This window comes from Pontibacter deserti, from assembly GCF_023630255.1.
Lineage (GTDB): Bacteria > Bacteroidota > Bacteroidia > Cytophagales > Hymenobacteraceae > Pontibacter > Pontibacter deserti.
On record NZ_JALPRS010000002.1, the window covers coordinates 205,267 to 231,485 of the forward strand.

Below are 26,219 nucleotides of genomic sequence, written 5' to 3' on the forward strand. Positions count from 1 at the left end.
TAGTTTTAATATAGTTAAGGTATTAGCATTCGTAAGCTGAAAGTATAGCTACGGAGCGGCATTGCCCTGTAAGCCATAGTCTGGTAAACTTTATTGGTAATGTTATCGGAGCGCAGAGTAAGTATAAGCCTGTTTTGCCCAAGCAGCAGTTGTTTGCTTAAAGCTGCATTTACAAGTATAAAGCCATCTAGGCTGCTGGTTTCGGAGTTGCTGGTGTAGCGCAGCCCGGTATAGTTCAGGTCGCTGTGCAGAGTCCAATTTTTGTAGCTGATGCCGGTTGCCAGTACTGCTTTATGCCTGGGCACATACATGAGCTGTTTATTTTTGTCACCGGCACCCTCGTATACTTCTACCTGTTCTGATGAAGTATAAGTATAGCCAGCCGAGCCAGTAAGTTTAACATCTCCTAAGGTAGCTGTCAGGTGTTGGCTGAATTCTAGGCCCATTACTCGTACCTTTTGCAGGTTTACCGGGCGCCACTGGTTTGTTTCACCTTCAGTCCACTGTATCCAGTCGTCTATTAGCATGTGGTAAGCAGTTGCTTCGGTTTCGAGCAGCAAGGTGTTGCCAAGTATAAAAAGATAGCGCAGCCCAGCTTCTTCGCTCCAGCCTTGTTCAGGTTTTAAATCAGGATTTCCTGCTCCAACCCAAAAACGGTCGTTTAAAGTAGGTACACGGTAGCTGCCTGATACATTTCCTTTCAGGTATAGATGATGTTGGTTGTAGTGGTAAAATTTCCAGTTAAAGCCGAGAGCAGGAGTAGGAGCAGGGTTATAGTCTTCTGCAAAAGCCTGGCGCAGGTTCAGACTAAGGTCCAGTGTTTCTGTAGGATCGTAGCGGAAGAGTGCGAATACAGATGCTCTGTTTTCTTGCTGAGTGTCTGCATATCCGTCGTTCTCAGCTATAAAGTGCTGCAGATTAACGCCACCGCGCAGGCTCCAGTTGGCACCTTTAGTATATGTTTGCTCGGCCTGTAACTGGTAGGTCTGTACATTAGCTAGCGAGTTTTGAGAATTATCTGTGTACTTCAGGAAATCTTTAAAGTAAGCCAGCTTTACATCTGTTGTTCCCCAGTTGCCCTGGTGGTTGAGTTCAGTCATCAGGCGCAGGTTTTTATCTAGTTGTTCCGCATTATTAGCTGCCGAGCCCATTGCAGGCTGAAGCTCCCGATCAGCGAAAGTATACCAGCTGTGCAGGCCTATTTTGGTATTAGGTGATACCTGCCAGGTTAAGTCTTGTGTAATGCCATACTGCTGCTGTGCAGCATATTGTTCTGTGCGCTCAGGAGTTTTAAAGTGAGATAAGTCTTTATACTTAAACGCGTTTTCTGCTTTTCTGTAATACGGCCCGATGCCAATCTGCAATTTATCACTGCCAAAGCTAAGGCTGCCATTGCTAAAGTAACGGCCAAAGCTCCCTGCCTCCTGCTGTAAATCAATCCCTAAACCTTTCTGTTTATAGTTGGGTGAACTCAACAGCACGGCTCCCCCTATAGCACCGCTTCCATAGTTTGCACCTGCCGAACCAGCCTGTACAGCAACATCGCCGAGCCCACTAAGCGGGAGTGTAGAGAAGTCGGATTGCCCAAGTGTTGGTAAGCCAATGTTTAGCCCATTCCAGAGTACTGCTGTTTGGGATGCATTGGTACCACGAAACGTCACACTTGATAGACCGCTAACACCATAGCTTTTAAAGTATACCGGCGTACGGGCCTGCAGAGCATCTGCAAGCGAGCTGCTATGGTAGGTTTGCAGGTACGTGCTGTCGAGGGTGGTAACGTGGCTGCCCACCGCGAACACCTCGGCGGGTTTGCCAAATACTTCTACACTTTGCAGCTGGTACTGCGAAGTATCCTGCTGGGCTGCAACCGGAAGTACAGCTATAGCCAGGCTAGCAAGAAGTATAAAATGTAGAATACGGTTAACCACGTTTAAATGCTTTTATCCCGAAGCATGCAGTAGGGCAGAAAACGTGTGCAGCAAAAGCCAGAAGTGGCAGAAACTGTGCAGCTTTTTACCCGAAAGCATACGACAAAAATTGTCCGGACTGGCAGGTCTCCTGGCTCTCTTCAGCTAGCCCGCCTTCCCATACAATGTACAGTGGCGTTGGTATTGGGCTAACCCCTTTAATGAAGATTACAGTTGCGGGAACAGCACAGGTATTACACCTGTTTCCCTTTTAAGGCCGAAACTACAGGTTATAGTTACAGCCACCAATCAAGAGTAAAATTACGAATTATGAATTAAGAATTATGAATTGGTGATTTTATTTTGCTGTAGTGTACTGATAAACTATAAAACATCGTCAGCGTATCCCGAACAACGATTAACGAGCAACGAATAACGACATTGAAGCTAACTAAGGACTTTTATACCCGGCCAAATGTAGTGCAGATAGCGCAGGAGCTGTTGGGAAAGTATATTTATACTTCTGTGGATGGTATGCTTACTGGCGGAATGATCGTGGAAACGGAAGCTTACTCCGGGGAAAATGACCGCGCCTGCCATGCCCATATGAACCGCCGCACAGCCCGCACCGAAATTATGTACCACGAAGGCGGCGTAGCTTATGTGTACCTGGTATATGGCATCTATAACCTGTTTAACATCATTACAAATACAGAAGGTAAAGCCGATGCCGTGCTGGTAAGAGCCATAGAACCAGAGATAGGTACAGAAGAAATGCTGCTTCGCCGGAACATGCCGCTTATAAAACCTAATCTAACTGCCGGGCCGGGTGTGTTAAGTATAGCGTTGGGCATTAACCGCAAACATTACGGCGAAGATTTAACCGGAAATACTATCTGGGTTGAAGACAAAGGCATTACCATACCTGAAGAAAGTATAATAGCCGTGCCACGAATAGGTATAGATTACGCCGGCGACGATGCCCTGCTGCCCTGGCGCTTTTATGTGAAAAACAGCAAATGGGTCAGCAAAAAATAGCTTAATCTGAAACGGGGAAGGGTTTGCTTTGCATAACAGCCAGCCTGTGGTATAGTGCTTTTTTTAGGGTAGGATGTATGCCGGTCAGCAAGTATACTGTAGTGCCCACCTCGCGAGCGTACACATTTCTGATACTTCCTATCTTTTTTATACTTCCGATGTACTGTTTTTCTGATTCCTGTAAAGGTGCTTCGCTAGCTCCTTTCACAAGTATAATGTGTTTGATCTGCGTAAGGTCAGGGAACCAGTAAATATAGTCAGCATTGTAAGATACAGCCGAAGGCAGGGTTTTATTCCCGTAAAAATTAATGGCCCCGGCCTGGCCATAGTTATCGCAAAGTATAAGTGTTTTAGCTTTCTCAGTTTCAGGTATAAGTTGGTAAGCTGCTTTTGTAATGCCTGATAGTTCTTTCCAGCCCTGCATGTCTGCGAAGTCCTGGGGCAGGAGATGATCTTTGCCGTCTTCCCACTTCAGCAGGTTCAGGTCTTTAAACTTTTCTGCCTTTGCCTGTATCTGGCCGGGGCTTAGTACCGGAAACGCTACCGACATGATTGGGATAAATATGGCTATACTTGCTACCACCCACAACGGCATGGTGTAGCGCCTCCACCCACTGTTAAAAAGCCGCTCCCAGTACACACTACCAAAGGCCAGCAACACCGGGTACAAGCCAATCGCATAATAACTTTTTGCCTTAAACAACAGAAATAAGAGCAGCACCAACACATAGCACCAGCCAACAAACCGGTAAGGCCGGAAAGGCTTGTAAACTACGAAAGCCACCAATGCCCCAATAAGCAGGAAAACAGACCCGATAAAGAAAATGAACTGGTCTTTCAGGAAATCAGAGGGTTTTACATTTACCAGCTGGGTAGCTTTCAGTTCCTGCATATGCGCTATTACCGGAAAGTTGTGCTGCACCTGCCATATAATGTTAGGGGAGGCAATAAGTAGTGCGATAAGTGCTGCTTTATATAATGCGGGTTGTGTAAAAACCTTCCGGTACGGCGAAACCAGTAAGGCAATTGCCAGACCTGCTACCAGAAACAGGATGGTATACTTGTTCAGGAAACCAAAACCGATAACTACCCCCAAACAGTAAAGCCATTTGTTTTGCTGCGAGTTTACGAAACGGATAAAAAAATAAAAGGTCAACGTCCAGCAAAGTACATCGAAGGAGTTGGGCTGAAAAAGCATATTAATGCGCAGCATAGCCGATAAAAGTATAGCTGTAGCACCCAGAATTTTCGCATAAAGTCCGCCTTTCAGTTCATCTACTATAAACCAGACGGTAACTATAGTTAGCGCCCCGAACAAAGCAGGGAAGAAGCGTACCCAGAAATAACTGTTCCCTAAAGCTTGTATAACCCAGGCTACAAAAGCTGTAAATGGCGGCACTGATACATAACCTGCTGCTAAATGATTGGCCTGGTCCAGGTGCAGGTATTCGTCGCGGTGCAGGTCGTAAGCAGCATCTACCAGCATGTATTGCAGCACAAACTTCAGGAGTACAATACCTATAAGTATGGCTATGTGAAGTAGGGGATTGCTGCTTGTTGGGCGCATAAGGTTCTGTAAGTATAGTTAAAGTTAAATATAAACTATAAATCAGAACTATAGCCACAAAAAAAGCAGCTGTGGTATAAATCACAGCTGCTTTTCTATATCAGGTTGCTTTTATTTATTGTTTCTGCGCTTTTCAGTACCAAGTTCATTATCTGTTTGGTTCATTGGGGTATAGTCGTTTGCGCCCCTGTTGCCTGCTGCATCTCGTTTTAAACTGTTCGAGATATCTTTCTGGCCACTCTGGTCGGTTTCAGTTCTGCTCCCCTGTCCTGCACCCTGAGTTGGCTTGTTCTGGTTGCTTACCCGTGATTTTGAATCGCCAAGCGAGTTCGGGTTATTTGTACCCTGGTTAGTTATTTGTGGCGATTTTTGTCCGCCATGTTTACCTGCTTCAAAAGATTTCTCAGGCTTACTTGCTGAATGGTGATGTTGATTTTGCGGATTATTTTTATTCTGATTGTTTTTCATGGCTTTAAATTTTATTAGAGCTTATACTTAACTTTAAAGTATAAATGGCTTCAGAAGAATCTGAAGCCATTTATATCATTTATGATTCATATTTACTTATCGGTTACCAGATCTGTTTGATGATCCTGAACCAGATGAAGATGAGTTATTGCTGTTTTTGTGGCTCTGGCTACCTGCTTTGGCATGACCCTGAGGATCACCGTGCCAACCACGGCCCTGGCCTGAGCTGCTTTTTGAGCCGCTGCTACTGTTCATATTAGAAGTTCTGCTCGAAGATGAGCCTTGTGAAGAAGAACTCATATTAGAAGAAGAACTCATATTACGGTTATTACCTGAATTGTTTTGAGACTGATTGCTCGAATTATTGCGTTTCATAGCTTTCAAAGTTTAGTTAAACATAGCGCCCTCTCCGGGACTACATGTTTATTTTACGACGCAAATTGCAAGCAGTTAATGTTTTACAAGTATAAACCAATAGCCGCGAATGGTACTAAAGCAATATATTATTTCGAATGAAGATATAGTGCTATAAAGGTATAACAGAAGATGTATGTAATTGGTACATAGACGTTTATTAGGTTGCTTTATGTAAGCTGATACTAAAATTTGAACAGTACAAAACGGAGAGGTCCAGCTATTATAACTCCTGTTTCAGGGCTAAAAAATAATTTATAACAGAAGCTATACTTTCTCGCAAAACAACACGATAGGCTTTTGGTGCATATCTGTTGTAAAGAACAAGTATAGATTTCCTCCTTCTCTGATTCCTGTTTTCTTACGGATGCTGGCTACCGATTCAGGGAAATTACGAATGGTGATATTAGCCTGCTTTCGTGGTAATCGGGCCAGTAACTCTTTTTTATTATAGCGGCTTGTGCCTGTGCATTTAAATACACGCCCGGGGAAATCAGGTAGTAACGTATCGGAAGTATAAAGATGGCTATTAGGGTGCAGTTTATAAACCGGGAATTGCTGCGTAATGCTTTTATAGGCGCCTGCTTTAAGTATGGCTGCATTAGGTTCATACACATACGTCAGCGGGTCTGAATAAGGGGGAGTTGCTTTTTGCTCCTGATCCCCGGTAAAAACAAATGTGCTGATGCTACCGTCTGCTTTGATGTTTACAGCTTCAAGTTCTGGTTGTACTGCCGGGTTCTGTTGCAGCAAGTATAAAACTTCCTTACACTCGTTCTGCACAGCTACCACCCATACTTTAACAACTTTCCTCAGCTGCGAAATGGCCAGGTCAATATCCAGCATCGGCGACGCTTTCAATAATACTTTATCAGCTTTCTGAAACAGAACAGGCAACAGGTTCAGTATATCTGGTTCGCAGTCTTGCAGCAGGTGCAGTTTCTCAGAGCGGTCGCCGCGGCGGGCAGGATCTAAGTATAAAACATCGGCATAGCCGGTAAAGCCCTCTAAAAATTGGTTAGCTGTAGTAGCTATAGTTTGGATGTTAGATGCCCCAAGTATCCCGAAGTTATAGTTTGCAATCTCAGACAGCTCCTGGTTCTGTTCCACGTGTATCACCTGCTCAAAACTCTTAGAGAAGTAAAAGCTATCTGCACCAAAGCCGCCCGTCAGGTCTACAAGTAATTTACCTGTTACCAGAGATGCTTTAAACGCTGCCGTTGCTTCGGATGAGCTTTGTTCTACAGAAATGTTTGCAGGAAAAATGAGTTCAGGGTCAGCAGCCCAGACCGGAAGTTTTGACATTGCTTTCTGGCGTGCCTGTATCTGCTGTACCAGTTCCGCTACAGGCAAATCCGGGTAACGGCGCGCCTGTAACATAAGCGTTGCCAGCTGCTCGTGCAGGTGTTCTAGAATAAAATCTTTCTCAGCTTCTTTATAAATACGCATACTGCAGTAGTGGGCCAGTCGTTATATTCAGGCTGTATGGCAAAAGTAATGCATTATTTATTAAGCAATGTTATACTAAGGTTGTTGTGGTTGTAACAGTTTGATGTTAAACAATTTATAGCCTGGCAAGTTGTATTAAAAATAACGTTTATAAACCTAAAATCAGAAAGCTATGAAGAAATGGACACGATTAATGATGCTGGCAATGCTGCCGGCTGTAATGTTGGTAAGCTGCGACGAAGACGATGATGATGTTATTGTACAGGAAGAAGCCAGAATAATGGTGGTTCACGCTTCTCCTGATGCTCCCGGAGTAGACTTATTGATAGATGATGAAAAAGTAAATACATCGGCTCTGACTTACCCTGATAATACAGGATACTTAACAGTTGATGCGGGTTCCAGAAATATTAAAGTAAATCTTGCTGGTTCAAATACTACTGTTATCCAGGGTAATCTTAATGCTGTAAGAGACCAGAGCTATTCTGTTTTTGCTTATGGTACTGCAGCAGAAGATGATGATACCGATCTGTCAGCTCTTGTAATTACTGATGACCTTACTGCACCTGCCTCAGGTAATGCAAAAGTTCGCTTTATACATTTATCGCCTGATGCCCCGACAGTTGATATAGTTAATGTTACAGACGAAGCTAGCGAAGCTGTATTATTTGATGCACAGCGCTACGGGGTTCCTTCAGCGTTCCAGCCTGTGCTAGCTGGTTCTTATGACCTGGAAGTGCGCCTGGAGGATGGAACAGTAGTGCCATTGGATGGATTAGAAGGAATTCAATTACAAAATGGCAGTATCTATACAATTATTGCCACTGGTTTTGTAACTACCCCGGAAGGCAATACCAATGCACTAAGCGTTGAAATAATAGAGCACGAAACTGAATAAGTATATGCTTAGCTTCTTATAAAACAGCGTTTGCACATAGGCAGGCGCTGTTTTTATTTGCTATTGACTGTTGTTGAACTAATTGTTGAACTTGCGTAACAAAATCCGTAATTTTGAGTTTTCAACTGAAAAAATATTAAAGATGGTAGATACATTCCTGAAGTACAAAGTAAAAGATATTTCGCTGGCTGCATGGGGCCGCAAAGAGATAAAACTGGCTGAAGCTGAAATGCCTGGCCTGATGGCAATTCGTGAGGAGTATGGCCCGAGCAAGCCACTTGCCGGTGCACGTATCGCAGGCTGCCTTCACATGACAATCCAGACGGCTGTTTTGATTGAAACGCTGGTTGAATTGGGTGCTGAAGTTACCTGGTCATCATGCAACATCTTCTCTACGCAGGACCACGCTGCCGCCGCTATTGCTGCTGCCGGTATCTCTGTTTATGCTTGGAAAGGTATGACAGCTGAAGAGTTTGACTGGTGCATTGAGCAGACGTTGTTCTTCGGTGAAGACCGTAAGCCATTGAACATGATCCTGGATGATGGTGGTGACCTGACTAACATGGTTCTTGATAAATATCCTGAACTTGCCCCTGCTATTAAAGGCCTTTCTGAAGAAACTACTACTGGTGTGCACCGCCTGTACGAGCGTGTTAAGAACGGTACACTTCCGATGCCTGCCATCAACGTAAACGACTCTGTTACCAAATCTAAGTTCGATAACAAGTATGGCTGTAAAGAATCATTGGTAGATGCGATTCGTCGTGCTACTGATGTGATGATGGCTGGTAAAGTAGCTGTTGTTGCTGGTTACGGTGATGTTGGTAAAGGTTCTGCGGCTTCATTAAGAGGTGCTGGTGCCCGTGTTATAGTTACTGAAATAGACCCGATCTGCGCACTGCAGGCTGCTATGGATGGTTTTGCTGTTAAGAAAATGGCTGATGCTGTTAAAGAAGCTGACATTGTAGTTACAGCTACCGGTAACAAAGACATCATTACAGCGGAGCATTTCCGTTCTATGAAGGATAAAGCTATAGTTTGTAACATCGGCCACTTCGACAACGAAATAGATATGGCTTGGTTAAACAGCAACTATGGCCACACGAAAGACGAAATCAAACCACAGGTAGACCTGTATAACATCGAAGGTAAAGACATCATTATCCTGGCGGAAGGTCGCCTGGTAAACCTTGGTTGTGCTACTGGCCACCCTTCTTTTGTAATGTCTAACTCATTCTCAAACCAGACACTGGCGCAGCTGGAGCTTTGGACAAATGCAGAGGCTTACGAGAACAAGGTTTATACTTTGCCTAAGCACCTGGATGAGAAAGTGGCCCGCCTGCACCTTGGTAAAATTGGTGTGGAGCTGGATGAACTCTCTCCTGATCAGGCAGCTTATATTGGCGTAGAGGTAGAAGGACCGTTTAAGCCGGAGTACTACAGATACTAAGTATAAGAAGTAAATGCTAAATTATAAAAGCCTGGTACATTGCTGTACCGGGCTTTATTTTTTTCTAGCCTATAGTTATGTTGTAGTTGTGTCTCATAATATATTAAATCTGGACATGAGCGTTTTCTTGTAAGATTTTCCTATCGGAATCTCGCCTTTGCCAAACACCACAGCATTTTCTTCCAGTGCTTCTACTTTATCGAGGTTAGCAATGTAGGAGCGATGAACCCGTACAAAGTTGTGAGATGGCAGTTTATGTTCCATATCTTTCAGCGTAGAGCTTACCAGGTATTTCTGGTCTGAGGTAACTATAAAAGAATAATTATCATAAGCTTCTACCCAAAGTATATCGCTGTACATCACTTTAATAATGCGATGCTTTACCTTAACAAAAATATAGTCTTGCAAAGGATCCATTTCTTTATGTTCGGGTTCTGTTTGCTCTGCCGTACTTTTGCCGTTAGGCTTATGGTTATGCCCATGCTTGTACAGCGCAATTTCTATAGTTGAGCGCAGGCTTTTTTCGTCAAAAGGTTTCACAAGGAACCCGTCTGGTTCGGTTTTCTTGGCACGATCGATTGTGGATTTGTCTGCGTACGCTGTCAGGTAAATAAACGGAATATTAAACTCTTTTTTAATCTGAGAACCTATATCCACACCATCCGATCCTCCTCTGAGGTTAATGTCTAGCAGTACGAGATCAGGCTTTGTTTCTCTGATCATATCAAGAGTATCCTCGCCTGTATCAATGGCACACGTTTCGTACCCTAAATCTTCCAGGCATGCAGCAATATCTTCTGCAATAATGACCTCGTCTTCTGAAATAAGAATCTTGGGTTTTGTCATAGCATTAGGTACTTACGTGAAAAAATAAATTATGATGGCAAAACAAAAAACAATATTGATTTAGTGCCATTATTTTGTTCAAATTTAATGTAACCGTTCAGCTTCTTGCTTAGCGAATTCACTAATTGAAGTCCAAAAGATTGTTGCTGATCGTGTTCCTGGCTTGAGCCAATGCCATTGTCCCAAACAGTAAGCTGGTAATGTGTTTTGTCTTGTTGCAAAAGATCAATACCAAGTATACCGGTATTGGTGCCGGGGAATGCATATTTTAACGTGTTTGAGACAAGTTCGTTCACAATTAATCCAAGTGTAATGGCCGTGTCTATGTCTACATTCACCGGGGGGATTTGTATTTGCAGCAATACCTTTTCTTCAGAAACGCCATAAGCTGCATACAGGCTATTAAAGATCTCTCTGAAATAAGACGCCAGATCTATATGTTCCAGGTTGTCGTGGCGATAAAGGCGCTCATGCAGCAATGCCATAGAGCGCACACGGCTTTTAATAGCCTGCATAACTTCCTTTGCTTCCGGGTCTTTTACATGGCGAGCCTGTAAATTAAGCAGGCTGATCACGATCTGAAGGTTATTTTTTACACGATGATGTACTTCCTGTAGCAGTAGTTCTTTTTCGCGATGTTTGCGTTCCAGCATGCGGGTTCGGTGCTTTACACGCATGTCTAAAAGGCTATTCATTTTAACAAGACTTTGCTCCCGAAAGCGTACCACACTAATAACTACACCTGTTGCCAGCAACAGAAGTAAGCCAATAAACCACTCACGTCGCCATACTGGTGGCGCAACCATAAATGAATAAGTCAATGGTTTTGAAGTCCAGTAGCCATCGTTGTTCTGAGCTTTTAACTTAAAAGTGTAGGTGCCTGGAGCCAGGTTAGCATATGAGGCGAAGGACTGGTTTGTGGCTTCTGACCATTGCTGATCATGACCGGTAAGCATGTATTTATACTTTACTTCTGAGGGAGCCGATAAGCAGATGCCCTGGAAATCAAAGGTGATATGGTTTTTATTGTGAGGTAATTTAAGGTTAACAGGTAAGCCGCTGGATGAATCGATAGTAAAGCCAAACTGTTTCCAGTTAGTGGGCCGCATAAACAGTTTAATATCTGTTAAAAGTAGTTCAGGGGTAGCTTTGTTTATTCTATCCAGTTCCGGGATATATTTTGTTAAACCCTTTGCTGTTCCAAACCATATGGCTCCATCTGGTGTCTCAGTTATTCCATTAGTAGATACCTCTAACCCCGTAAATCCATTATGCCCGCTGTACGTCCGGAAATTAAGCTTTTTAGTCTGGTGGAAATAGCTGAGATCTATTTTTAGTACATTATTACTAGTGCCTACCCATAAATTGTTGTTCCTGTCGGTATAAATACTTTTGATACCATCGTTGGGTAACCCGTTTGTTGAATTGAAAAGCCGGACTTCCTTATTTTTTTCATGAAAAGCCAGCAGACCATAGTTAAAGCCTCCAAAGTATAACCAGCCTTCATCATCTTCAGAGATAGAGGTTACTTCTCCGAAAGTATGTTTCGTAACTGGCTTTATATTATGTAACTGGTCATTATTAACATAGTATATTCCTTTATCAGTGCCTATCCATAACTTTTGCCGGCGATCTAAAAAGATATAATAAACCTTTCCTGTTGCTTCTTTGGCAGTAGGATGTACAGGTATAAATTTATTGTTATCTAAATAAGCTACACCATTAGCTGTTGCAAACCATAACTTTCCCTGCTTATCAGCCGCAATGTAGTATACTTCATTTGATGGTAAGCCCTGTGTTGTGGTATAGTGGCGGACGCTTCCTGGTTGTAGATTCCAGACTCCCTGGTTAGTACTTACCCAGACATCAGTTTCCGACCTTACCAGCATATTATGCAAAACGGTTCCTGCCGGCCATACTTTAGTTTCGAGAGTGGTTAGCTTACCATTTTGCATGTAAGCTGCATCTCCCTTGGTTGTTCCAAACCATACACGGCCTTTCGTATCTTTGGCTAGTGCAGTGATAGAGGGATCTTTTATAGTTCCTAAATCAAAGTAATGCATGAACCATTGATCTTTTAATTGCTGTAGGCCCTGTCCGTTCGTTCCAACCCATATTATTCCTTCCTTGTCAAACAGAAGTGATGTGGTTTGGTTAGAACTTAGCCCATTAACCCTGGTGGTGTGGTTTATTTCTTTTTCATTAATTGTTATGAGACCATCGTTCTGCAGGCCAATCAATATATTGCCGTAAGCGTTGCGGGTAAAATCAGCTACAGAGGAGTGAACTACTGAAGCTGGTAAAGGCAATATAGTTATTTTGTTTCCTGTAAAGTAGGCAGGGCCGTTGGTTGTTCCAATCCATACTTTACCTGCATCAGCCTCACTATAAATGGCAGTTATAGTGTTAGAAGGTAACTTGTGTTGCGGAGCTTTAAAATGATCTGTTTTACCTTTTTGTAATCGGTAAAGACCGTTATTTACACTTCCGGCCCATATCTTTCCGGAAGATTCGTAGAGGAGTTTTGTATAAGTTTGCTTCGGGAATTCAGGAGCTAACGTAAATCGGGTACCATTTAAAGTATAAACTCCTGAGCCTGTAGCAACCCAAAGCTTACCTATATTATCTTCAATAATACTATTGACACCACCAGGAGGTAAACCGGCTTTTATACCGTATTTGTTAAATTTCTTTCCATTATACCGGGTAATTCCGTTATCAGTGCTCCCGATCCAGATATTATTGCGGCTATCCTGAAACAGGCAGGAAGCATTGTTACTGGCCAAGCCTTGCTGCCTGGTATACGTATAAAAGGTGTTACCATCAAACCGACTGATGCCTCCCCGTGTTGCCACCCAAATCTGCATCCGGTGGTCCTGGATTATATCGTTTACTTTAGATTGTGGTAATCCATCTGCTAAGGTCCAGTTACGGAAATTGTATTGCTGTGCAGTAACAGCAACTCCCGTAATAAAGGATAACAAAAGGACTAATAAAAAGCGCATATAAGATATTCCGGTAGCAGGCACAATGCTGGAAAAGAACACAACATTGATTCAGTAAATACAATTAAACTTTTGCAAGTATCTTTTGTACTACGGGTATATCTTCAAAAAGTAAACGCTTTAAAGCAAAGTTTCGGAAAATTAGCTAGCAGCTAGTATTTCCTTGTAAATAGCCAAAGTATGGAGGGCAGTTGCTTTTTTCGAGTATTTAAGCACTTTTTGGCTTGCACCTGTTACAATGTTGTTACGCAATACAGGATTTTGAATCAGCTCTACTATTTTAGCAGCTATTTTACCAGGTGATTTTATTGGTGCTAGCATGCCTGTTACACCATCCTGTACCAGTTCTGGTATACCTCCCGCGGCTGTAGCAACAACTGGTGTTTGTGCAGCAAAGGCATCCAGGATAGTAGTACCCAATCCTTCCGTTTCAGAGGTAACTAATAACACATCCAGTTCACACATCAGCTCTGGTATATCTTTCCGGAAACCTGTGAGTAGTATGTGCTGTCGCAGGTTTTTCTGGGCTATATAAGCTTCTATCGCCGGGCGTTCAGGTCCATCCCCTATTATAAAGAAGGTAACATTCGGGAGTTTCTGTACTACCTGTTCTGCAGTATCTACAAATGTATAGTAGTCTTTATGAGGGGAGATGGCCGAAATATTTCCTATTAAGATCTGAGCCTCCGGAAGGTTAAATTCCTGGTGTAATTTTCTGCTATTCTCACAACCAGAGAACCTGTCTAAATCTATGCCGCTGTACACAGTTGTACAGATCTGTGGATTATCCAGGCTCCGAGATACTACTTCCTTTATTTTATCGGAAACACATAGCACCCGCGCTATACCCGGGTAATTATACTTGTAGTGAGAGAGCCTGTTGCTCTTTACCGGGTTATCTACGCGGCGGCTCAGCACAATTGGTATCTTATTTCCGAGCAAGTTAGCCCAAACACTTATAGCATGCGAATGGCCGCTGTGCACATGCACCAGGCTGATATTTTGCTGACGGCAATACTGTTTTATTTTAAAAGCTGTTTGCAGATCAAACTCATTACGGAAGCCTAACGCGATGTGAGGTATATTTTGCTGGATGCAATACTGCTCGAAAGGCGTATTGCGCCTGCAGGCCACATGAGAGGTGACTCCTGCTTTTTGCAATTCTTCAATCAGGTAAGCCACCTGCTGCTCACCACCACGCCACGATTTTTCGGATACTAACTGTAGTATTTGCATTTTATTTCTGTTTGCTGCAAGGGCTTCTCTGTTCGTTCACCTGTTATGCAAAAGTACAACAAACAATGCTACAATCTCAAAAAGCTGGTATGTAGTAGCTTATCAGTATACAGCAGGTAGTACAAGTATAATCAAATAAATAGAGCGAATTAACCAATTACTGCGTATATGGCTGATAAATGCCTGCATGCCAAGGGTACTGCCTGTATAGTGCAACCCTGAAGTGGCAAGATAGGTATGTAATTTAAATTCCTATATTTGCGTATAATACGCCATTGAGGGATTTTACTGAAAGTATAAACTATACTTAAATGAGCGAGCAAACAGGTAAACAATTGAGTAAAGAGGAAAAAGATGCCCGGTTCGAGGCCGAATTACTGCCCGTACTGGACCCTCTGTACAACTTTGCCTACAGGCTCACCTTGGATGAGGACGATGCCAACGACCTGGTGCAGGAAACCTACTTGAAGGCATACCGCTTCTTTGACTACTTTGAACAAGGAACTAATGCCAAAGCATGGCTGTTCCGAATCCTGAAGAACTCTTTCATTAACGAGTTCCGGAAAAAGAGCAAGCAGCCCGCTAAGGTAGACTATAGCGAAGTAGAAGGTTACTATAACACCGAAGACGTAGAAGGGGATAATGGCGTAGCCACTACCACCGACATGCGTACCGAAAGTGTGCAGGACCTGATCGGAGATGAAGTGGCAAGTGCTTTAAATACCCTGCCTGTAGACTTCAGAACAGTGATTATACTTTGTGATCTGGAAGGTTTTACCTACGAAGAGATGGCCAAAATACTGGACATTCCGATCGGTACGGTGAGATCAAGGTTGCACCGCGCTAGGAACTCTTTAAAAGAGAAGTTGGAAAAGTACGCCAAAACTATGGGTTATAACAGTTAGTAAAATACTTTAGAGTTGAGTAAAGATGGAATCGAAATTTACGGAAATGTATCAGAAAGAATCTGCCGATGAGAAGGATGGAGCGTGTGGGCAGGTGGCAGATCTGCTGGACTCAGTTGTAGACGGGGAAGCGTCTGCAGAAGAGCAAAGCTTCTTTAATAATCACATTGAAGAATGTGTGAGCTGCTTCGAGAGCCATCAGAAGCAAAAACTCCTAAAAGGCCTTATCAGTGGTCACCTCAAGCGTGTTATCGTGCCTGAAAGCCTGGCACTGACCATTAAAGCCAAAATACAGGAAACAATTTAACACCCTGATGCAAGGAAAGATCATTATCTTCTCGGCTCCGTCCGGTGCCGGTAAAACTACTATTGTAAAGCACCTGCTTAGCGTAAACCCAAATCTTAGCTTTTCCATATCTGCCTGCACCCGCGATAAGCGTGGTCGCACCGAAGTAAACGGCAAAGATTATTACTTCATCACTCCGGAAGATTTTAAGAACAGGATCGCTAATGATGAATTTGTGGAGTGGGAAGAAGTGTATGAAGGCGCCTTCTATGGTACACTTAAATCAGAAATAGAACGCATCTGGGCAAGCGGCAAGCACGCCATTCTGGATGTAGATGTAAAAGGAGGATTAAGTATAAAGCATTTTTACAAAGAAAGAGCACTTGCTGTTTTCGTGAAGCCACCTTCTATTGAAGAGCTGGCTAACAGGCTGCAGGCCCGCAACACCGATTCGGCATCCAGCATCAGCAGCCGAGTTTTTAAAGCAAAATTCGAGATGGAGTTTGAAGATCAGTTCGATGAGGTGATTGTGAACGATAACCTGGAAACTGCATGCTCCAAAGCTGAAAAACTGGTAAACGAGTTTCTTAATTCAGAACCAGCTATTGTATGAAGGTAGGGCTTTTATTTGGCTCTTTTAACCCCATCCATACCGGTCATCTTATACTTGCTAATTTCATGGCTACCAACACCGACCTGGATACTGTCTGGTTGGTGGTGTCGCCGCAGAACCCGTTTAAGCCAAGCAATACGCTGCTACACGAGTTCGACAGGTTACACATGGTATCGCTGGCAATAGCTGATAATCCTAATCTGGGAGTATCGAACATTGAGTTCAGTATGCCGAAGCCAAGCTATACGATAGATACACTAACCTACTTACAGGAAAAGTATCCGAGTTATGAGTTTGTGCTGATAATGGGGGAAGACAACCTGGCGCTGTTCCCGAAGTGGAAGAACTACGAGCGGATACTGGAGTATCACCAGGTATATGTTTATCCCCGATCTGGTTCTGTTATTACCGAGCTTACTTCTTTCCCGAACATGAAACTTGTTAAAGCGCCTATACTTGATATATCAGCAACCTTTATCAGGCAGTGTATCCGGGAAGAGAAAAGTATAAAGTATATGGTACCCGATGAAGTGATAAACTATATCAAGGTACAAAAGCTGTATCAGTAAGAAAAGCTTAAATAAAAAAGAAGCCCGTTGCAATTATGTAATGGGCTTCTTTTTTATTTAAGATAATGTCTACGTTTTAATTTGCTTGAACCTGTGATTTCATTGCCTTTAATTCGTGCTCAGCAGCTTTCAATCTACTTTTAGCTGCTTTCTCGCGTTGGGTGGCTTCATTGGCAAGGCGCTTCAGCTCTTTGTGTTCCTCCTCAAGTCGCTCAATTTCCTCTTGCTGTTTTCGTATGTTAGGATCACTTGAGTAACTGTTGCCGCCAATAACAGAGCAACCAACTATTAAAGGGAAAAGGACGATGAAAAAGCCTGTAATTACTTTAGTATAAGTTGTTTTCATATTTATAAAAGTTATAGTTCTTTTAGTCTGCTCTACGGCTTTATGAAGCAGTTGTTAAAAACGCAGGTACAGACTTTGAGAAATGTAGAGGAAGTATAACAGAAAAGGCCCCGCTATTAAGAATAGCGGGGCCTTTTCTATTATACTAGGGTTTATACTTAGATCGTCATGATCTCGGCTTCTTTTTTAGTTAGTAGCTCGTCGATCTTTACAATGTAAGAGTCAGTCATCTTCTGTACTTTGGCTTCTGCATCACGAACGGCATCTTCTGAAGTACCTTCTTTCTGCAGCTTTCTCAGTGAGTCGTTTACATCTTTACGGATGTTACGGATCGCCACTTTACCAGATTCGGTTTCACCTTTTACCTGTTTTACCAGTTCACGGCGACGCTCTTCAGTTAAAGCCGGAATATTAAGGCGAACAGAGTCAGCATCCTGGATCGGGTTCAGGCCAAGGTCGCTGTTCTTGATGGCTTTATTGATCTCACCCACCATGTTCTTCTCCCAAGGCTTAATAGTTAGGGTGCGTGCATCTGGTGCAGTGATATTGGCAACCTGCGAAATTGGGGTAGGAGTACCATAGTAATCTACTCTCAGGTGTTCTACCATCGCAGGAGATGCCTTGCCAGCTCTGATCTTTGTTAGTTCTGAGCCTGTGTGCTGTACTGCTTTCTGCATAGACTCCTCTGCTTCGCTGAGGTAAAACTGAATTTCTTCCGTCATATCAATTTGTAGCTTAAGATTCTTGTTAAACTATACTTATTCGTTGTGGTTGCAAAAATACTAAATTTTATCACTTTACCTGACTTGGCTTAAGCTTCTTCGGTCATGGTTACGAGTGTACCTACTTTATCGCCACTAACAACGCGCTTCAGGTTACCCGGCTTGTTCATGTCGAATACAATAATAGGCAGGTCGTTCTCCTTGCATAGTGTAAAGGCAGTCATATCCATTACATTTAATCCTTTTTCAAACACATCCTTAAACGAGATGTCTGAATAGAATATAGCATTTGGATCTTTCTCAGGATCAGCAGAATAGATGCCATCTACGCGTGTTCCTTTCAATACTACATCTGCTTCAATTTCTATAGCACGTAAGCTAGCCGCCGAATCTGTTGTGAAGTATGGGTTACCTGTGCCGGCACCAAAAATTACTACACGGCCTTTCTCTAAGTGGCGCACTGCACGGCGGCGAATGTATGGCTCACACACCTGTTGTATGTTAATGCCGGAAAGCAAACGGGTATAAACACCTAATTTCTCCAGGGCACTTTGTAAAGCCATGCTATTAATAACAGTAGCCAGCATACCCATATAGTCTCCCTGCACACGGTCTAGACCTACTTCTTCGGCTTGTACGCCTCTAAAGATGTTGCCACCTCCGATAACTACTGCCACTTCTACACCCAGCGCTGCTACTTCCTTTATTTCCTGCGCATACTGCATCAGTCTCTCAGAGTCGATACCGTATTGCTGCTCACCCATTAGCGCCTCACCGCTTAGCTTTAATAAAATTCTTTTATACTTCACGATCTATAGTTTGTATAGTTTATGGATACTTTCTACTGTGCTTCGGGCGGCAGACGTGCTGCCCGGTTGGCAACACAAATATTTTAAAATAAGATCAAAACCTGGTTTTTTTCCACGTTCTGTTTTACAGCTACTTTTATTTCTCTTACCACGCCGTCTCCCGGCGACTTCAGGATATTCTCCATCTTCATCGCTTCCAGGATCATGATTGGGTCACCTTTTTTCACTTCCTGGCCTGGCTGTACTTTAATATCAAGTATAAGTCCTGGCATTGGTGCTTTTACATCGTTCACCTTCTGGGCATTGGCGTTGCTCATACCCAGTTTATCCAGTAAAAGATCGAACTGGTCTTTCACGCTTACCGTATGGGTAACGCCATTAATCTTAAACGTAAAGGTCTTAGCCTGATAATCGGCTTGAACGAGCTCCGCAGTATAAGATTTATAGTTGTGAATAATGTGGTAGGTATTAGTGCCTATCGGTGTGATATCCCAGTTAAAGGGAGTTTCGTTGAGAAGAATAGCATCTTTTTGTATGTCAACCTGCCATGTTTTATCGTTAGCGGTTTTTACCTGCAGCATCTCTTGTTTCTGGTTTAGGAGCCTAAAGATAGTTGAATTCTCAGAGTAATTTTAGAAATTGAAGTCAAAATTAAAACATCATATCATGAATCAACGCTTTCTGAGCATAGTTGGCCTGGCAACAGCAATGGCTTTTGCAGGCGGCTGCGCCACAAACAAAGAAGCAACCAACGCCTCAAAAAATAACAAGGCTACCACCCAAACTTCCGAAGCTCAAAATGGCGTGCCTGTCTGGGCACCCAAAATGCATGAATTCAATCCTTCCCGTACCAAGAAGCACGACCTGTTGCACACCACCCTGCGTGTAAGTTTTGACTGGGAAAAACAACATCTGAATGGAGTAGCTGAGTTAACCCTGAAACCATACTTCTACCCGCAGAAAACGCTTGTACTAGATGCCAAAGGGTTTGATATACATAGCGTGAACCTGATGAAAGGGTACGATGGTACAGAACTGAAGTATACCTATGACGGACAAAAATTAACGATAGATTTAGGTAAGACTTTTACCCGCGACGAAAAGTATACTATTGAGATCGATTATACTGCCAAACCAAATGAACTGGCAGCAGGCGGTAGCGATGCAATAACAGAAGACAAAGGTTTATACTTCATCAATCCGCTCGGCAAAGACCTAAATAAGCCACGGCAGATATGGACACAAGGTGAGACAGAAGCAAGCTCTGCCTGGTTCCCGACTATAGATGCACCAAACGAGCGCATGACACAGGATATCTATATCACGATAGATAAAAAGTATAGTACGCTATCAAACGGTACGTTTATGTACTCGCGCCAGAACTCCGATGGCACCAAAACTGACTATTGGAAACAGGAATTACCTCACGCGCCATACTTAGCTATGATGGCGATAGGGGAGTTTGCTATAGTTAAAGACAAATGGCGCGATAAAGAAGTAAGCTATTATGTAGAGCCTGCTTATAAAGGAACTGCCAAAAAGATTTTTGGTAACACCCCGGAAATGATGGAGTTCTTTACCAAGAAATTAGGTGTGACTTACCCATGGTCAAAGTATTCACAGGTAGTAGTGCGAGATTTCGTTTCCGGGGCTATGGAAAACACTTCGGCCTCTACCTTTATGGAAGATCTGCAATTAAACGAGCGCGAACTGCTTGATAAGAATTGGGACAACATTATAGCGCATGAGCTCTTCCATCAGTGGTTCGGCGATTATGTTACTACAGAGTCGTGGGCCAACCTACCACTTAACGAAGCTTTTGCCAACTATAGCGAGTACCTGTGGGCAGAGCATAAGTATGGTGCAGATGAGGCAGCTTATGCACAGATGGATGAACTTGGGCAGTACTTAGAAGAAGCGCAGACTAAGCGCGAGCCACTTATTCGTTACCGTTATGGTGATAAGGAAGATATGTTTGATAGCCACTCTTATGCGAAAGGCGGGCGTGTGTTGCACATGCTTCGCAAGTATGTCGGCGACGAAGCTTTCTTTGCAGCTCTTAACCGCTACCTCACCCAGAATAAATTCTCTGATGTAGAAGTCGCGGAACTTAGAATGGCTTTTGAAGATGTAACAGGGGAGGACCTGATGTGGTTCTTCGACCAATGGTTTATGAAACCTGGTCACCCGGAGCTTAAGGTAGCACATACTTACCAGAACGGACAACTAAGCCTGCAGGTACAGCAACTACAGGATACAACCTATATGCCTGTTTACCGCCTGCCTCTTAAAATTGCTGTATGGGCAAATGGCAAGCGAACTGATTATCCGATTGAGATCACAAAAGCTAACCAAACCTATACTTTCCCGGTAGCAACTCAGCCACAGCTTGTTTTATTCGATAGTGAGCAGCAGTTACTTGGGGTTGTAGAGCATGAAAAGTCTCCTGAAGAATTACGGTACCAGTTTTACAACAGTAAACAGGTAATGCCTAAAACTGAAGCACTGACTTTACTGGCTAAAAATGCAGGTGCTGAGCTAAAGTTGTTTCAGGATGCCTTAAAAGATGATTTCTGGTTTATCAGAAGTATGGCTTTAAACTCATTAACAGATATTAAACCAGACGCAAGTCAGGCTATGGTAGCTAAAGTAGAACAGATAGCTAAACAAGATAAAAAAGGATCTGTCAGGGCTGATGCTATACTTTTACTATCAGGATGGGGTGCAGACAAGTATAAAAACATTTACGAAGCAGCTTTAAAGGATAGTTCATACCAAGTGGCAGCAGCAGGTATAATTGCCTATGCCGGTACAGGTGCAGAAGATGCAAAACAAAAGCTCTCTAAATTTGAAAAAGAGCAAAATGAAGATATTGCCGTGGCTTTGTCTTCTTTCTATGCACTTCAGGGAGGACCGGAGAAGTATAACTGGTTTGTTGAAAAGATCAGGAATAGTAAAAGCAGCGGAAAATATTATATGCTGCAGAGCTTTGGTGCTTATCTGGCAAGCAACTCCAGTACAAACACACCGGAAACTATAGAAATGTTGGCAGACATAGCACAAAATAATAACCTGTATTATGTGCGTATGGCAGCCTTCCAGGCCCTGATGGTGATGTCGGATAAGCCGGAAGTAAAAGAAAGGTTAGAAAAAATTAAAGCGCAGGAAAAAGATAAACGCCTGATAGAGATGTATAAACAGTCGCTGTAATTCAATAGCATTAAAATTTTTGAATAATTTTTGAACGAATATTTGACTGTAATAAAAAAGCGCTTAATTTTGCATCTCCTTAGAACGAAAGGCGCGCACGTAGCGATAAAACGAACTAAGGAAAGCTGATTGAAATTAGCGTTTGGGGAGATTCCAGAGCGGCCAAATGGGACGGACTGTAACTCCGTTGTTGTAATGACTTCGCAGGTTCGAATCCTGCTCTCCCCACCAAATTGAATGATTGAGTAAATGAATGGTAGTGATTTTATTTGCTCGTTCACTTATTCAATCATTTAAAGTTTAAAAGCGGGAGTAGCTCAGTTGGTAGAGCGATAGCCTTCCAAGCTATAGGCCGCGAGTTCGACCCTCGTCTCCCGCTCAATAGAACAGATTTTAAATCTTATTGGTTTTGCAGGAAGGAATTTCATGTATATGGATTTCCTTTTTAGTATAAACAAAGATTTAGAAAAGTTTGAAAGCCGACGTAGCTCAGGGGTAGAGTACTTCCTTGGTAAGGAAGGGGTCGTGGGTTCAATTCCCATCGTTGGCTCTAAGTCTGTTCGTGTAAAGAGCACAACTTAAACTTAAACGTTTTAACCTTAATTTTATATCATACAATGGCTAAAGAAACATTTGACCGCTCCAAACCGCACGTAAACATCGGTACAATCGGTCACGTTGACCACGGCAAGACAACTTTGACTGCTGCCATTACTACAGTATTGGCTAAAAAAGGTCTGGCTGCACTACGCGACTTCTCTTCAATCGATAACGCTCCTGAAGAAAAAGAAAGAGGTATTACTATCAATACTTCACACGTAGAATACGCTACTGAAAACCGTCACTATGCACACGTTGACTGCCCAGGTCACGCTGACTACGTGAAGAACATGGTTACTGGTGCTGCTCAGATGGACGGTGCTATCCTTGTGGTTGCTGCAACTGACGGTCCAATGCCACAAACTCGTGAGCACATCCTTCTTGCTCGTCAGGTAGGTGTTCCTCAGCTTGTAGTGTTCATGAACAAAGTTGACATGGTTGACGATCCAGAGCTTCTTGAGCTTGTTGAGATGGAAATCCGTGAGCTTCTTTCTTTCTATGATTTCGATGGCGATAACATTCCAGTAATTCAGGGTTCAGCTCTTGGTGGCTTGAACGGTGATGAGAAATGGGTGAAAACTATCGAAGAGTTAATGGATGCAGTTGATAGCTGGATTCCAATCCCTGCTCGTCTTGTTGACCTTCCTTTCCTGATGCCAGTTGAGGACGTATTCTCAATCACTGGTCGTGGTACTGTTGCTACAGGTCGTATCGAGCGTGGTGTGATCAACTCTGGTGAGCAGGTTGAGATCTTGGGTATGGGTGCTGAGAACTTGAAGTCAGTAGTTACTGGTGTTGAAATGTTCCGTAAGATCCTTGACAGAGGTGAAGCTGGTGACAACGTAGGTCTACTTCTTCGTGGTATTGAGAAAACTGATATCCGTCGTGGTATGGTTATCTGTAAGCCAGGTTCTGTTAAGCCTCACATGGAATTCAAAGCTGAGGTTTACGTTCTTTCTAAAGAAGAAGGTGGACGTCACACTCCATTCTTTAACAAGTACCGTCCACAGTTCTACTTCAGAACTACAGACGTTACTGGTGAGATCATCCTTCCAGAAGGTGTAGAAATGGTTATGCCTGGTGATAACATCACTATCACTGTGAAGCTGATCAACAAAGTAGCAATGGAAAAAGGTCTTCGTTTCGCTATCCGTGAGGGTGGTAGAACTGTAGGTGCCGGTCAGGTAACTGAGATCTTAGACTAATTATACTTGAAGCAGCCCGTTCTTAATAATAAAGTTAGGAACGGGTTTGTTTTTCAAAAACAATTAAATAAATTTGCACTCCATTTCAATAATGAAGTGCATTTTTTTACGGGTGTAGCTCAATTGGTAGAGTAGTGGTCTCCAAAACCATTGGCTGGGAGTTCGAGTCTCTCCACCCGTGCAATTTTAATACTCAGGCATTTAAGACGATGAGCAACATTAAGAACTACTTTAACGGAACGGTAGAAGAAATGAGAGAGAAAGTCTCATGGCCTACTTTTAAAGAATTGCAAAACAGTTCTGTACTTGTATTGATAGGTTCTTTAGTGTTTGCCCTGGTAGTAGGTGCAATGGACTTTGTTTTTGATTCATCATTAACTTGGTTCTACAACCAGTTTTAATAATAAGCAATGGCTGATTTAAAATGGTATGTAGTACGCGCAGTTAGCGGGCAAGAGAAAAAAGCAAAAGCATATCTTGAGAATGAGATCATGCGCCATAACTTAGGAGAGTATGTGCCACAAGTGCTTATACCTGCAGAAAAGGTATATGAGATGCGTGGAGGTAAAAAAAGAATCAGAGAGCGTAACTTCTTTCCAGGTTATGTACTTGTAAATGCTGATCTAAGCCATGGTGAGGCAGAACACCTTATCATTAGCACTCCAGGTGTTATTGGGTTCCTAGGCTCAGGTACAGGAGAAGCAAGTAAAAAACCAGTTCCTTTGCGCCCGGCAGAAGTGAATAGAATACTAGGTACGGTAGACGAGGCAGAAGAGCAAGCTGAAGTACTGGATACTCCATTTATAGTTGGTGAAACTGTAAAAGTAATGGATGGTCCATTCAGTGGATTCTCCGGAACAGTGGAAGAAGTGTTTGAAGAGCGTAAGAAGCTTAATGTAATGGTGAAGATCTTCGGAAGAAATACACCAGTTGAGCTGAATTACATGCAAGTAGAAAAAGAATCGTAGTAAATAAATAATGGCAAAGGAAATAAAAGGTTATCTGAAACTTCAGATAAAGGGAGGTGCCGCGAATCCATCGCCACCGGTTGGACCTGCACTTGGTTCTAAAGGTCTTAACATCATGGAGTTCTGTAAGCAGTTCAATGCTAGAACTCAGGATAAGCCTGGCCAGGTGTTACCAGTATTGATTACAATCTACGCAGATAAGTCCTTCGACTTCGTTGTTAAGACGCCACCTGCTCCAGTATTGTTAATGGATGCTGCTAAAATTAAGGGAGGTTCAAAAGAACCAAACCGTAATAAAGTGGGTTCAGTTACTTGGGATCAGGTAAGAGAGATCGCTGAACTGAAAATGCCTGATTTAAATGCTTTCAAACTGGAGTCTGCTATGAGAATGGTAGCTGGTACAGCAAGAAGCATGGGTATAACAGTTTCTGGTACAGCTCCGTGGAACGAATAATAACAGTTAGAGGATAATGGCGAAGATATCAAAAAATAGGAAGGCGGCTTTAGCTAAGGCCGACCTAACAAAAGAGTATTCTTTGACAGATGCAGCCTCGGTTGTAAAAGATATTACTTTTACAAAATTCGATGCTTCTGTTGATATAGATGTACGCTTAGGAGTTGACCCTCGCAAGGCAGACCAGATGGTACGTGGTATTGTTACCCTTCCGCATGGTACTGGTAAAGAGGTAAGAGTTCTTGCATTAGTAACACCTGACAAAGAGCAGGAAGCTAAAGATGCAGGTGCTGACTTTGTAGGTCTTGATGATTATATTCAGAAGATCGAAAAAGGCTGGACAGATGTTGATGTGATCATAACAATGCCTGCTGTAATGGCAAAAGTAGGTCGCTTAGGTAGAATATTAGGTCCTCGTAACCTGATGCCAAACCCAAAATCTGGTACAGTTACACAAGATGTAGCAAAAGCTGTTAAAGAAGTTAAAGCTGGTAAAATCGACTTTAAAGTTGACAAGACTGGTATTATCCACACAAGTGTAGGTAAAGTTTCTTTCACACCAGAGCAAATTGCTGCTAACGCTGCAGAAGTGATCGCTACTCTTAACCGCCTGAAGCCATCTTCAGCGAAGGGTACTTATATCAAGAGCATAACATTGTCTAGCACAATGAGCCCGGGAGTAATTGTTGATAAGAACGCAACTATCTAAGAAAATGACCAGGGAAGAAAAAGAGATAATCGTACAAGATCTGAGCGAGAAGTTAGCTAATACTAACTACTTCTATATCACTGATGCTTCTACTATGACAGTTGCTAGCATCAACCAGTTCAGAAGAATGGCATTCGATAGAGGCCTAGAATACAAAGTTTACAAGAATACATTAATCAAGAAAGCATTAGATACTTTAGAAGCTGACACAACTGCACTGGAAGGTGTGTTGAAAGGTTCATCTGGTATCTTATTCTCTCCTGAAACAGGTAATGCTCCTGCAAAGCTTATCAAAGACTTTAGGAAAAAAGGACACACGCTTCCACTTTTAAAGGGTGCCTTTATTGATAGCGGTATTTATGTTGGTGAGAACCAATTAGATACTCTAGCAACAATCAAGTCTAAGTTCGAGCTGATAGGGGATGTGATTGCATTGCTTCAGTCTCCTGCTAAGAATGTTATCTCTGGCCTACAGGGTGGTGGTAATAAACTTGCTGGAATTCTTAAAACACTATCTGAAAAAGAGTAATTTTTAAAAAACGTAA

General features: G+C 42.8%; 26 protein-coding genes, 4 tRNA genes and 1 riboswitch. Of the genes, 18 read left to right on the top strand and 12 right to left on the bottom strand.

Features of this window, described 5'->3' with window-relative positions:
- Positions 1-14: 14 nt before the first annotated feature.
- Positions 15-1,928 carry a TonB-dependent receptor plug domain-containing protein gene (locus tag MJ612_RS12850; RefSeq protein ID WP_187031563.1) on the bottom strand — a complete coding sequence of 638 codons (1,914 nt, stop codon included), beginning with the start codon at positions 1,926-1,928 and terminating at the stop codon, positions 15-17.
- Positions 1,929-2,031: 103 nt separating this feature from the next.
- A riboswitch (cobalamin riboswitch) is annotated at positions 2,032-2,232 on the bottom strand.
- Between the two features lie 116 nt (positions 2,233-2,348).
- Between MJ612_RS12850 and MJ612_RS12855 the strand changes: the two genes are divergently transcribed.
- Positions 2,349-2,945 carry a DNA-3-methyladenine glycosylase gene (locus MJ612_RS12855; RefSeq protein WP_187031561.1) on the top strand — a complete coding sequence of 199 codons (597 nt, stop codon included), beginning with the start codon at positions 2,349-2,351 and terminating at the stop codon, positions 2,943-2,945.
- 1 nt (position 2,946) lies between these two features.
- Here MJ612_RS12855 and MJ612_RS12860 read toward each other — a convergent pair whose 3' ends face one another.
- The 4 genes from MJ612_RS12860 to MJ612_RS12875 all read right to left on the bottom strand — a co-directional run bounded on the left by MJ612_RS12860 (position 2,947) and on the right by MJ612_RS12875 (position 6,843).
- Positions 2,947-4,512 carry a glycosyltransferase family 39 protein gene (locus tag MJ612_RS12860; RefSeq protein WP_187031559.1) on the bottom strand — a complete coding sequence of 522 codons (1,566 nt, stop codon included), beginning with the start codon at positions 4,510-4,512 and terminating at the stop codon, positions 2,947-2,949.
- Between the two features lie 111 nt (positions 4,513-4,623).
- A complete protein-coding gene (locus MJ612_RS12865; protein WP_187031557.1) occupies positions 4,624-4,980 on the bottom strand; it encodes a hypothetical protein in 357 nt (118 codons plus the stop codon).
- A gap of 96 nt (positions 4,981-5,076) precedes the next feature.
- The gene (locus tag MJ612_RS12870) at positions 5,077-5,355 is read right to left on the bottom strand and encodes a hypothetical protein (RefSeq protein WP_187031555.1); all 279 of its coding nucleotides are present in this window, start codon (positions 5,353-5,355) and stop codon (positions 5,077-5,079) included.
- Positions 5,356-5,661: 306 nt separating this feature from the next.
- Positions 5,662-6,843, bottom strand: a complete 1,182-nt coding sequence (locus tag MJ612_RS12875; RefSeq protein ID WP_187031553.1) for a THUMP-like domain-containing protein — start codon at positions 6,841-6,843, stop codon at positions 5,662-5,664.
- Between the two features lie 172 nt (positions 6,844-7,015).
- Here MJ612_RS12875 and MJ612_RS12880 point away from each other — a divergent pair, with 172 nt between their 5' ends.
- Together MJ612_RS12880 and ahcY are read left to right on the top strand one after the other, a co-directional pair.
- A complete protein-coding gene (locus MJ612_RS12880) occupies positions 7,016-7,741 on the top strand; it encodes a DUF4397 domain-containing protein (RefSeq protein WP_187031551.1) in 726 nt (241 codons plus the stop codon).
- Between the two features lie 142 nt (positions 7,742-7,883).
- Positions 7,884-9,191: an adenosylhomocysteinase gene (gene ahcY / locus MJ612_RS12885; protein WP_187031548.1), complete on the top strand. Its 1,308-nt coding sequence runs from the start codon at positions 7,884-7,886 to the stop codon at positions 9,189-9,191.
- Between the two features lie 93 nt (positions 9,192-9,284).
- Here ahcY and MJ612_RS12890 read toward each other — a convergent pair whose 3' ends face one another.
- The 3 genes from MJ612_RS12890 to MJ612_RS12900 all read right to left on the bottom strand — a co-directional run bounded on the left by MJ612_RS12890 (position 9,285) and on the right by MJ612_RS12900 (position 14,278).
- Entirely contained in the window at positions 9,285-10,037 is a 753-nt protein-coding gene (locus tag MJ612_RS12890; RefSeq protein WP_187031546.1) for a LytR/AlgR family response regulator transcription factor, read from the bottom strand.
- Between the two features lie 29 nt (positions 10,038-10,066).
- On the bottom strand, positions 10,067-13,021 hold the full coding sequence (locus MJ612_RS12895) for a two-component regulator propeller domain-containing protein (RefSeq protein WP_187031544.1): 2,955 nt from the start codon (positions 13,019-13,021) through the stop codon (positions 10,067-10,069).
- Between the two features lie 162 nt (positions 13,022-13,183).
- Entirely contained in the window at positions 13,184-14,278 is a 1,095-nt protein-coding gene (locus MJ612_RS12900) for a glycosyltransferase family 4 protein (protein WP_187031542.1), read from the bottom strand.
- A 311-nt stretch (positions 14,279-14,589) separates the two neighbouring features.
- On the opposite strand from MJ612_RS12900, the gene MJ612_RS12905 reads away from it, so the two are divergent.
- Genes MJ612_RS12905 through nadD form a run of 4 tightly spaced genes read left to right on the top strand, consistent with a single transcriptional unit; the run spans position 14,590 to position 16,651 of the window.
- On the top strand, positions 14,590-15,183 hold the full coding sequence (locus MJ612_RS12905) for a sigma-70 family RNA polymerase sigma factor (protein WP_187031540.1): 594 nt from the start codon (positions 14,590-14,592) through the stop codon (positions 15,181-15,183).
- 25 nt (positions 15,184-15,208) lie between these two features.
- Positions 15,209-15,490, top strand: coding sequence for an anti-sigma factor family protein (locus tag MJ612_RS12910; protein WP_187031538.1), 282 nt, complete (start codon positions 15,209-15,211; stop codon positions 15,488-15,490).
- A gap of 7 nt (positions 15,491-15,497) precedes the next feature.
- On the top strand, positions 15,498-16,082 hold the full coding sequence (gmk, locus tag MJ612_RS12915; protein ID WP_187031536.1) for a guanylate kinase: 585 nt from the start codon (positions 15,498-15,500) through the stop codon (positions 16,080-16,082).
- Positions 16,079-16,651 carry a nicotinate (nicotinamide) nucleotide adenylyltransferase gene (gene nadD / locus MJ612_RS12920; protein ID WP_187031534.1) on the top strand — a complete coding sequence of 191 codons (573 nt, stop codon included), beginning with the start codon at positions 16,079-16,081 and terminating at the stop codon, positions 16,649-16,651. Before gmk ends, nadD begins: the two co-directional genes overlap by 4 nt.
- 76 nt (positions 16,652-16,727) lie before the next feature.
- On the opposite strand, the gene MJ612_RS12925 is transcribed toward nadD, so the two are convergent.
- From MJ612_RS12925 to MJ612_RS12940, 4 genes are all read right to left on the bottom strand, one after another.
- Complete coding sequence (locus MJ612_RS12925) at positions 16,728-16,997, bottom strand: hypothetical protein (RefSeq protein ID WP_187031532.1); 270 nt, start codon at positions 16,995-16,997, stop codon at positions 16,728-16,730.
- A gap of 158 nt (positions 16,998-17,155) precedes the next feature.
- Positions 17,156-17,719, bottom strand: coding sequence for a ribosome recycling factor (gene frr, locus MJ612_RS12930; RefSeq protein ID WP_187031530.1), 564 nt, complete (start codon positions 17,717-17,719; stop codon positions 17,156-17,158).
- Between the two features lie 89 nt (positions 17,720-17,808).
- Positions 17,809-18,528, bottom strand: coding sequence for a UMP kinase (gene pyrH, locus MJ612_RS12935; protein ID WP_187031528.1), 720 nt, complete (start codon positions 18,526-18,528; stop codon positions 17,809-17,811).
- A gap of 83 nt (positions 18,529-18,611) precedes the next feature.
- On the bottom strand, positions 18,612-19,109 hold the full coding sequence (locus MJ612_RS12940; protein ID WP_187031525.1) for an acetyl-CoA carboxylase biotin carboxyl carrier protein subunit: 498 nt from the start codon (positions 19,107-19,109) through the stop codon (positions 18,612-18,614).
- 85 nt (positions 19,110-19,194) lie between these two features.
- On the opposite strand from MJ612_RS12940, the gene MJ612_RS12945 reads away from it, so the two are divergent.
- The 11 genes from MJ612_RS12945 (at position 19,195) to rplJ (ending at position 26,203) form a co-directional block, all read left to right on the top strand.
- On the top strand, positions 19,195-21,738 hold the full coding sequence (locus MJ612_RS12945; RefSeq protein WP_187031524.1) for a M1 family aminopeptidase: 2,544 nt from the start codon (positions 19,195-19,197) through the stop codon (positions 21,736-21,738).
- A gap of 144 nt (positions 21,739-21,882) precedes the next feature.
- Positions 21,883-21,969: transfer RNA gene (locus tag MJ612_RS12950), tRNA-Tyr, on the top strand.
- A 75-nt stretch (positions 21,970-22,044) separates the two neighbouring features.
- A tRNA-Gly gene (locus MJ612_RS12955) sits at positions 22,045-22,117 on the top strand.
- A gap of 99 nt (positions 22,118-22,216) precedes the next feature.
- Positions 22,217-22,288, top strand: a tRNA-Thr gene (locus tag MJ612_RS12960).
- 67 nt (positions 22,289-22,355) lie between these two features.
- Positions 22,356-23,543, top strand: coding sequence for an elongation factor Tu (gene tuf, locus MJ612_RS12965; RefSeq protein WP_187031522.1), 1,188 nt, complete (start codon positions 22,356-22,358; stop codon positions 23,541-23,543).
- Positions 23,544-23,651: 108 nt separating this feature from the next.
- Positions 23,652-23,724, top strand: a tRNA-Trp gene (locus MJ612_RS12970).
- A 28-nt stretch (positions 23,725-23,752) separates the two neighbouring features.
- The gene (gene secE, locus MJ612_RS12975) at positions 23,753-23,944 is read left to right on the top strand and encodes a preprotein translocase subunit SecE (protein ID WP_187031520.1); all 192 of its coding nucleotides are present in this window, start codon (positions 23,753-23,755) and stop codon (positions 23,942-23,944) included.
- A 9-nt stretch (positions 23,945-23,953) separates the two neighbouring features.
- A complete protein-coding gene (gene nusG / locus MJ612_RS12980) occupies positions 23,954-24,511 on the top strand; it encodes a transcription termination/antitermination protein NusG (protein WP_187031518.1) in 558 nt (185 codons plus the stop codon).
- 10 nt (positions 24,512-24,521) lie between these two features.
- The gene (rplK, locus tag MJ612_RS12985; protein WP_187031516.1) at positions 24,522-24,965 is read left to right on the top strand and encodes a 50S ribosomal protein L11; all 444 of its coding nucleotides are present in this window, start codon (positions 24,522-24,524) and stop codon (positions 24,963-24,965) included.
- 16 nt (positions 24,966-24,981) lie between these two features.
- A complete protein-coding gene (gene rplA / locus MJ612_RS12990) occupies positions 24,982-25,674 on the top strand; it encodes a 50S ribosomal protein L1 (RefSeq protein ID WP_187031514.1) in 693 nt (230 codons plus the stop codon).
- Positions 25,675-25,678: 4 nt separating this feature from the next.
- Positions 25,679-26,203, top strand: coding sequence for a 50S ribosomal protein L10 (gene rplJ, locus MJ612_RS12995; protein WP_187031512.1), 525 nt, complete (start codon positions 25,679-25,681; stop codon positions 26,201-26,203).
- Positions 26,204-26,219 lie beyond the last annotated feature (16 nt).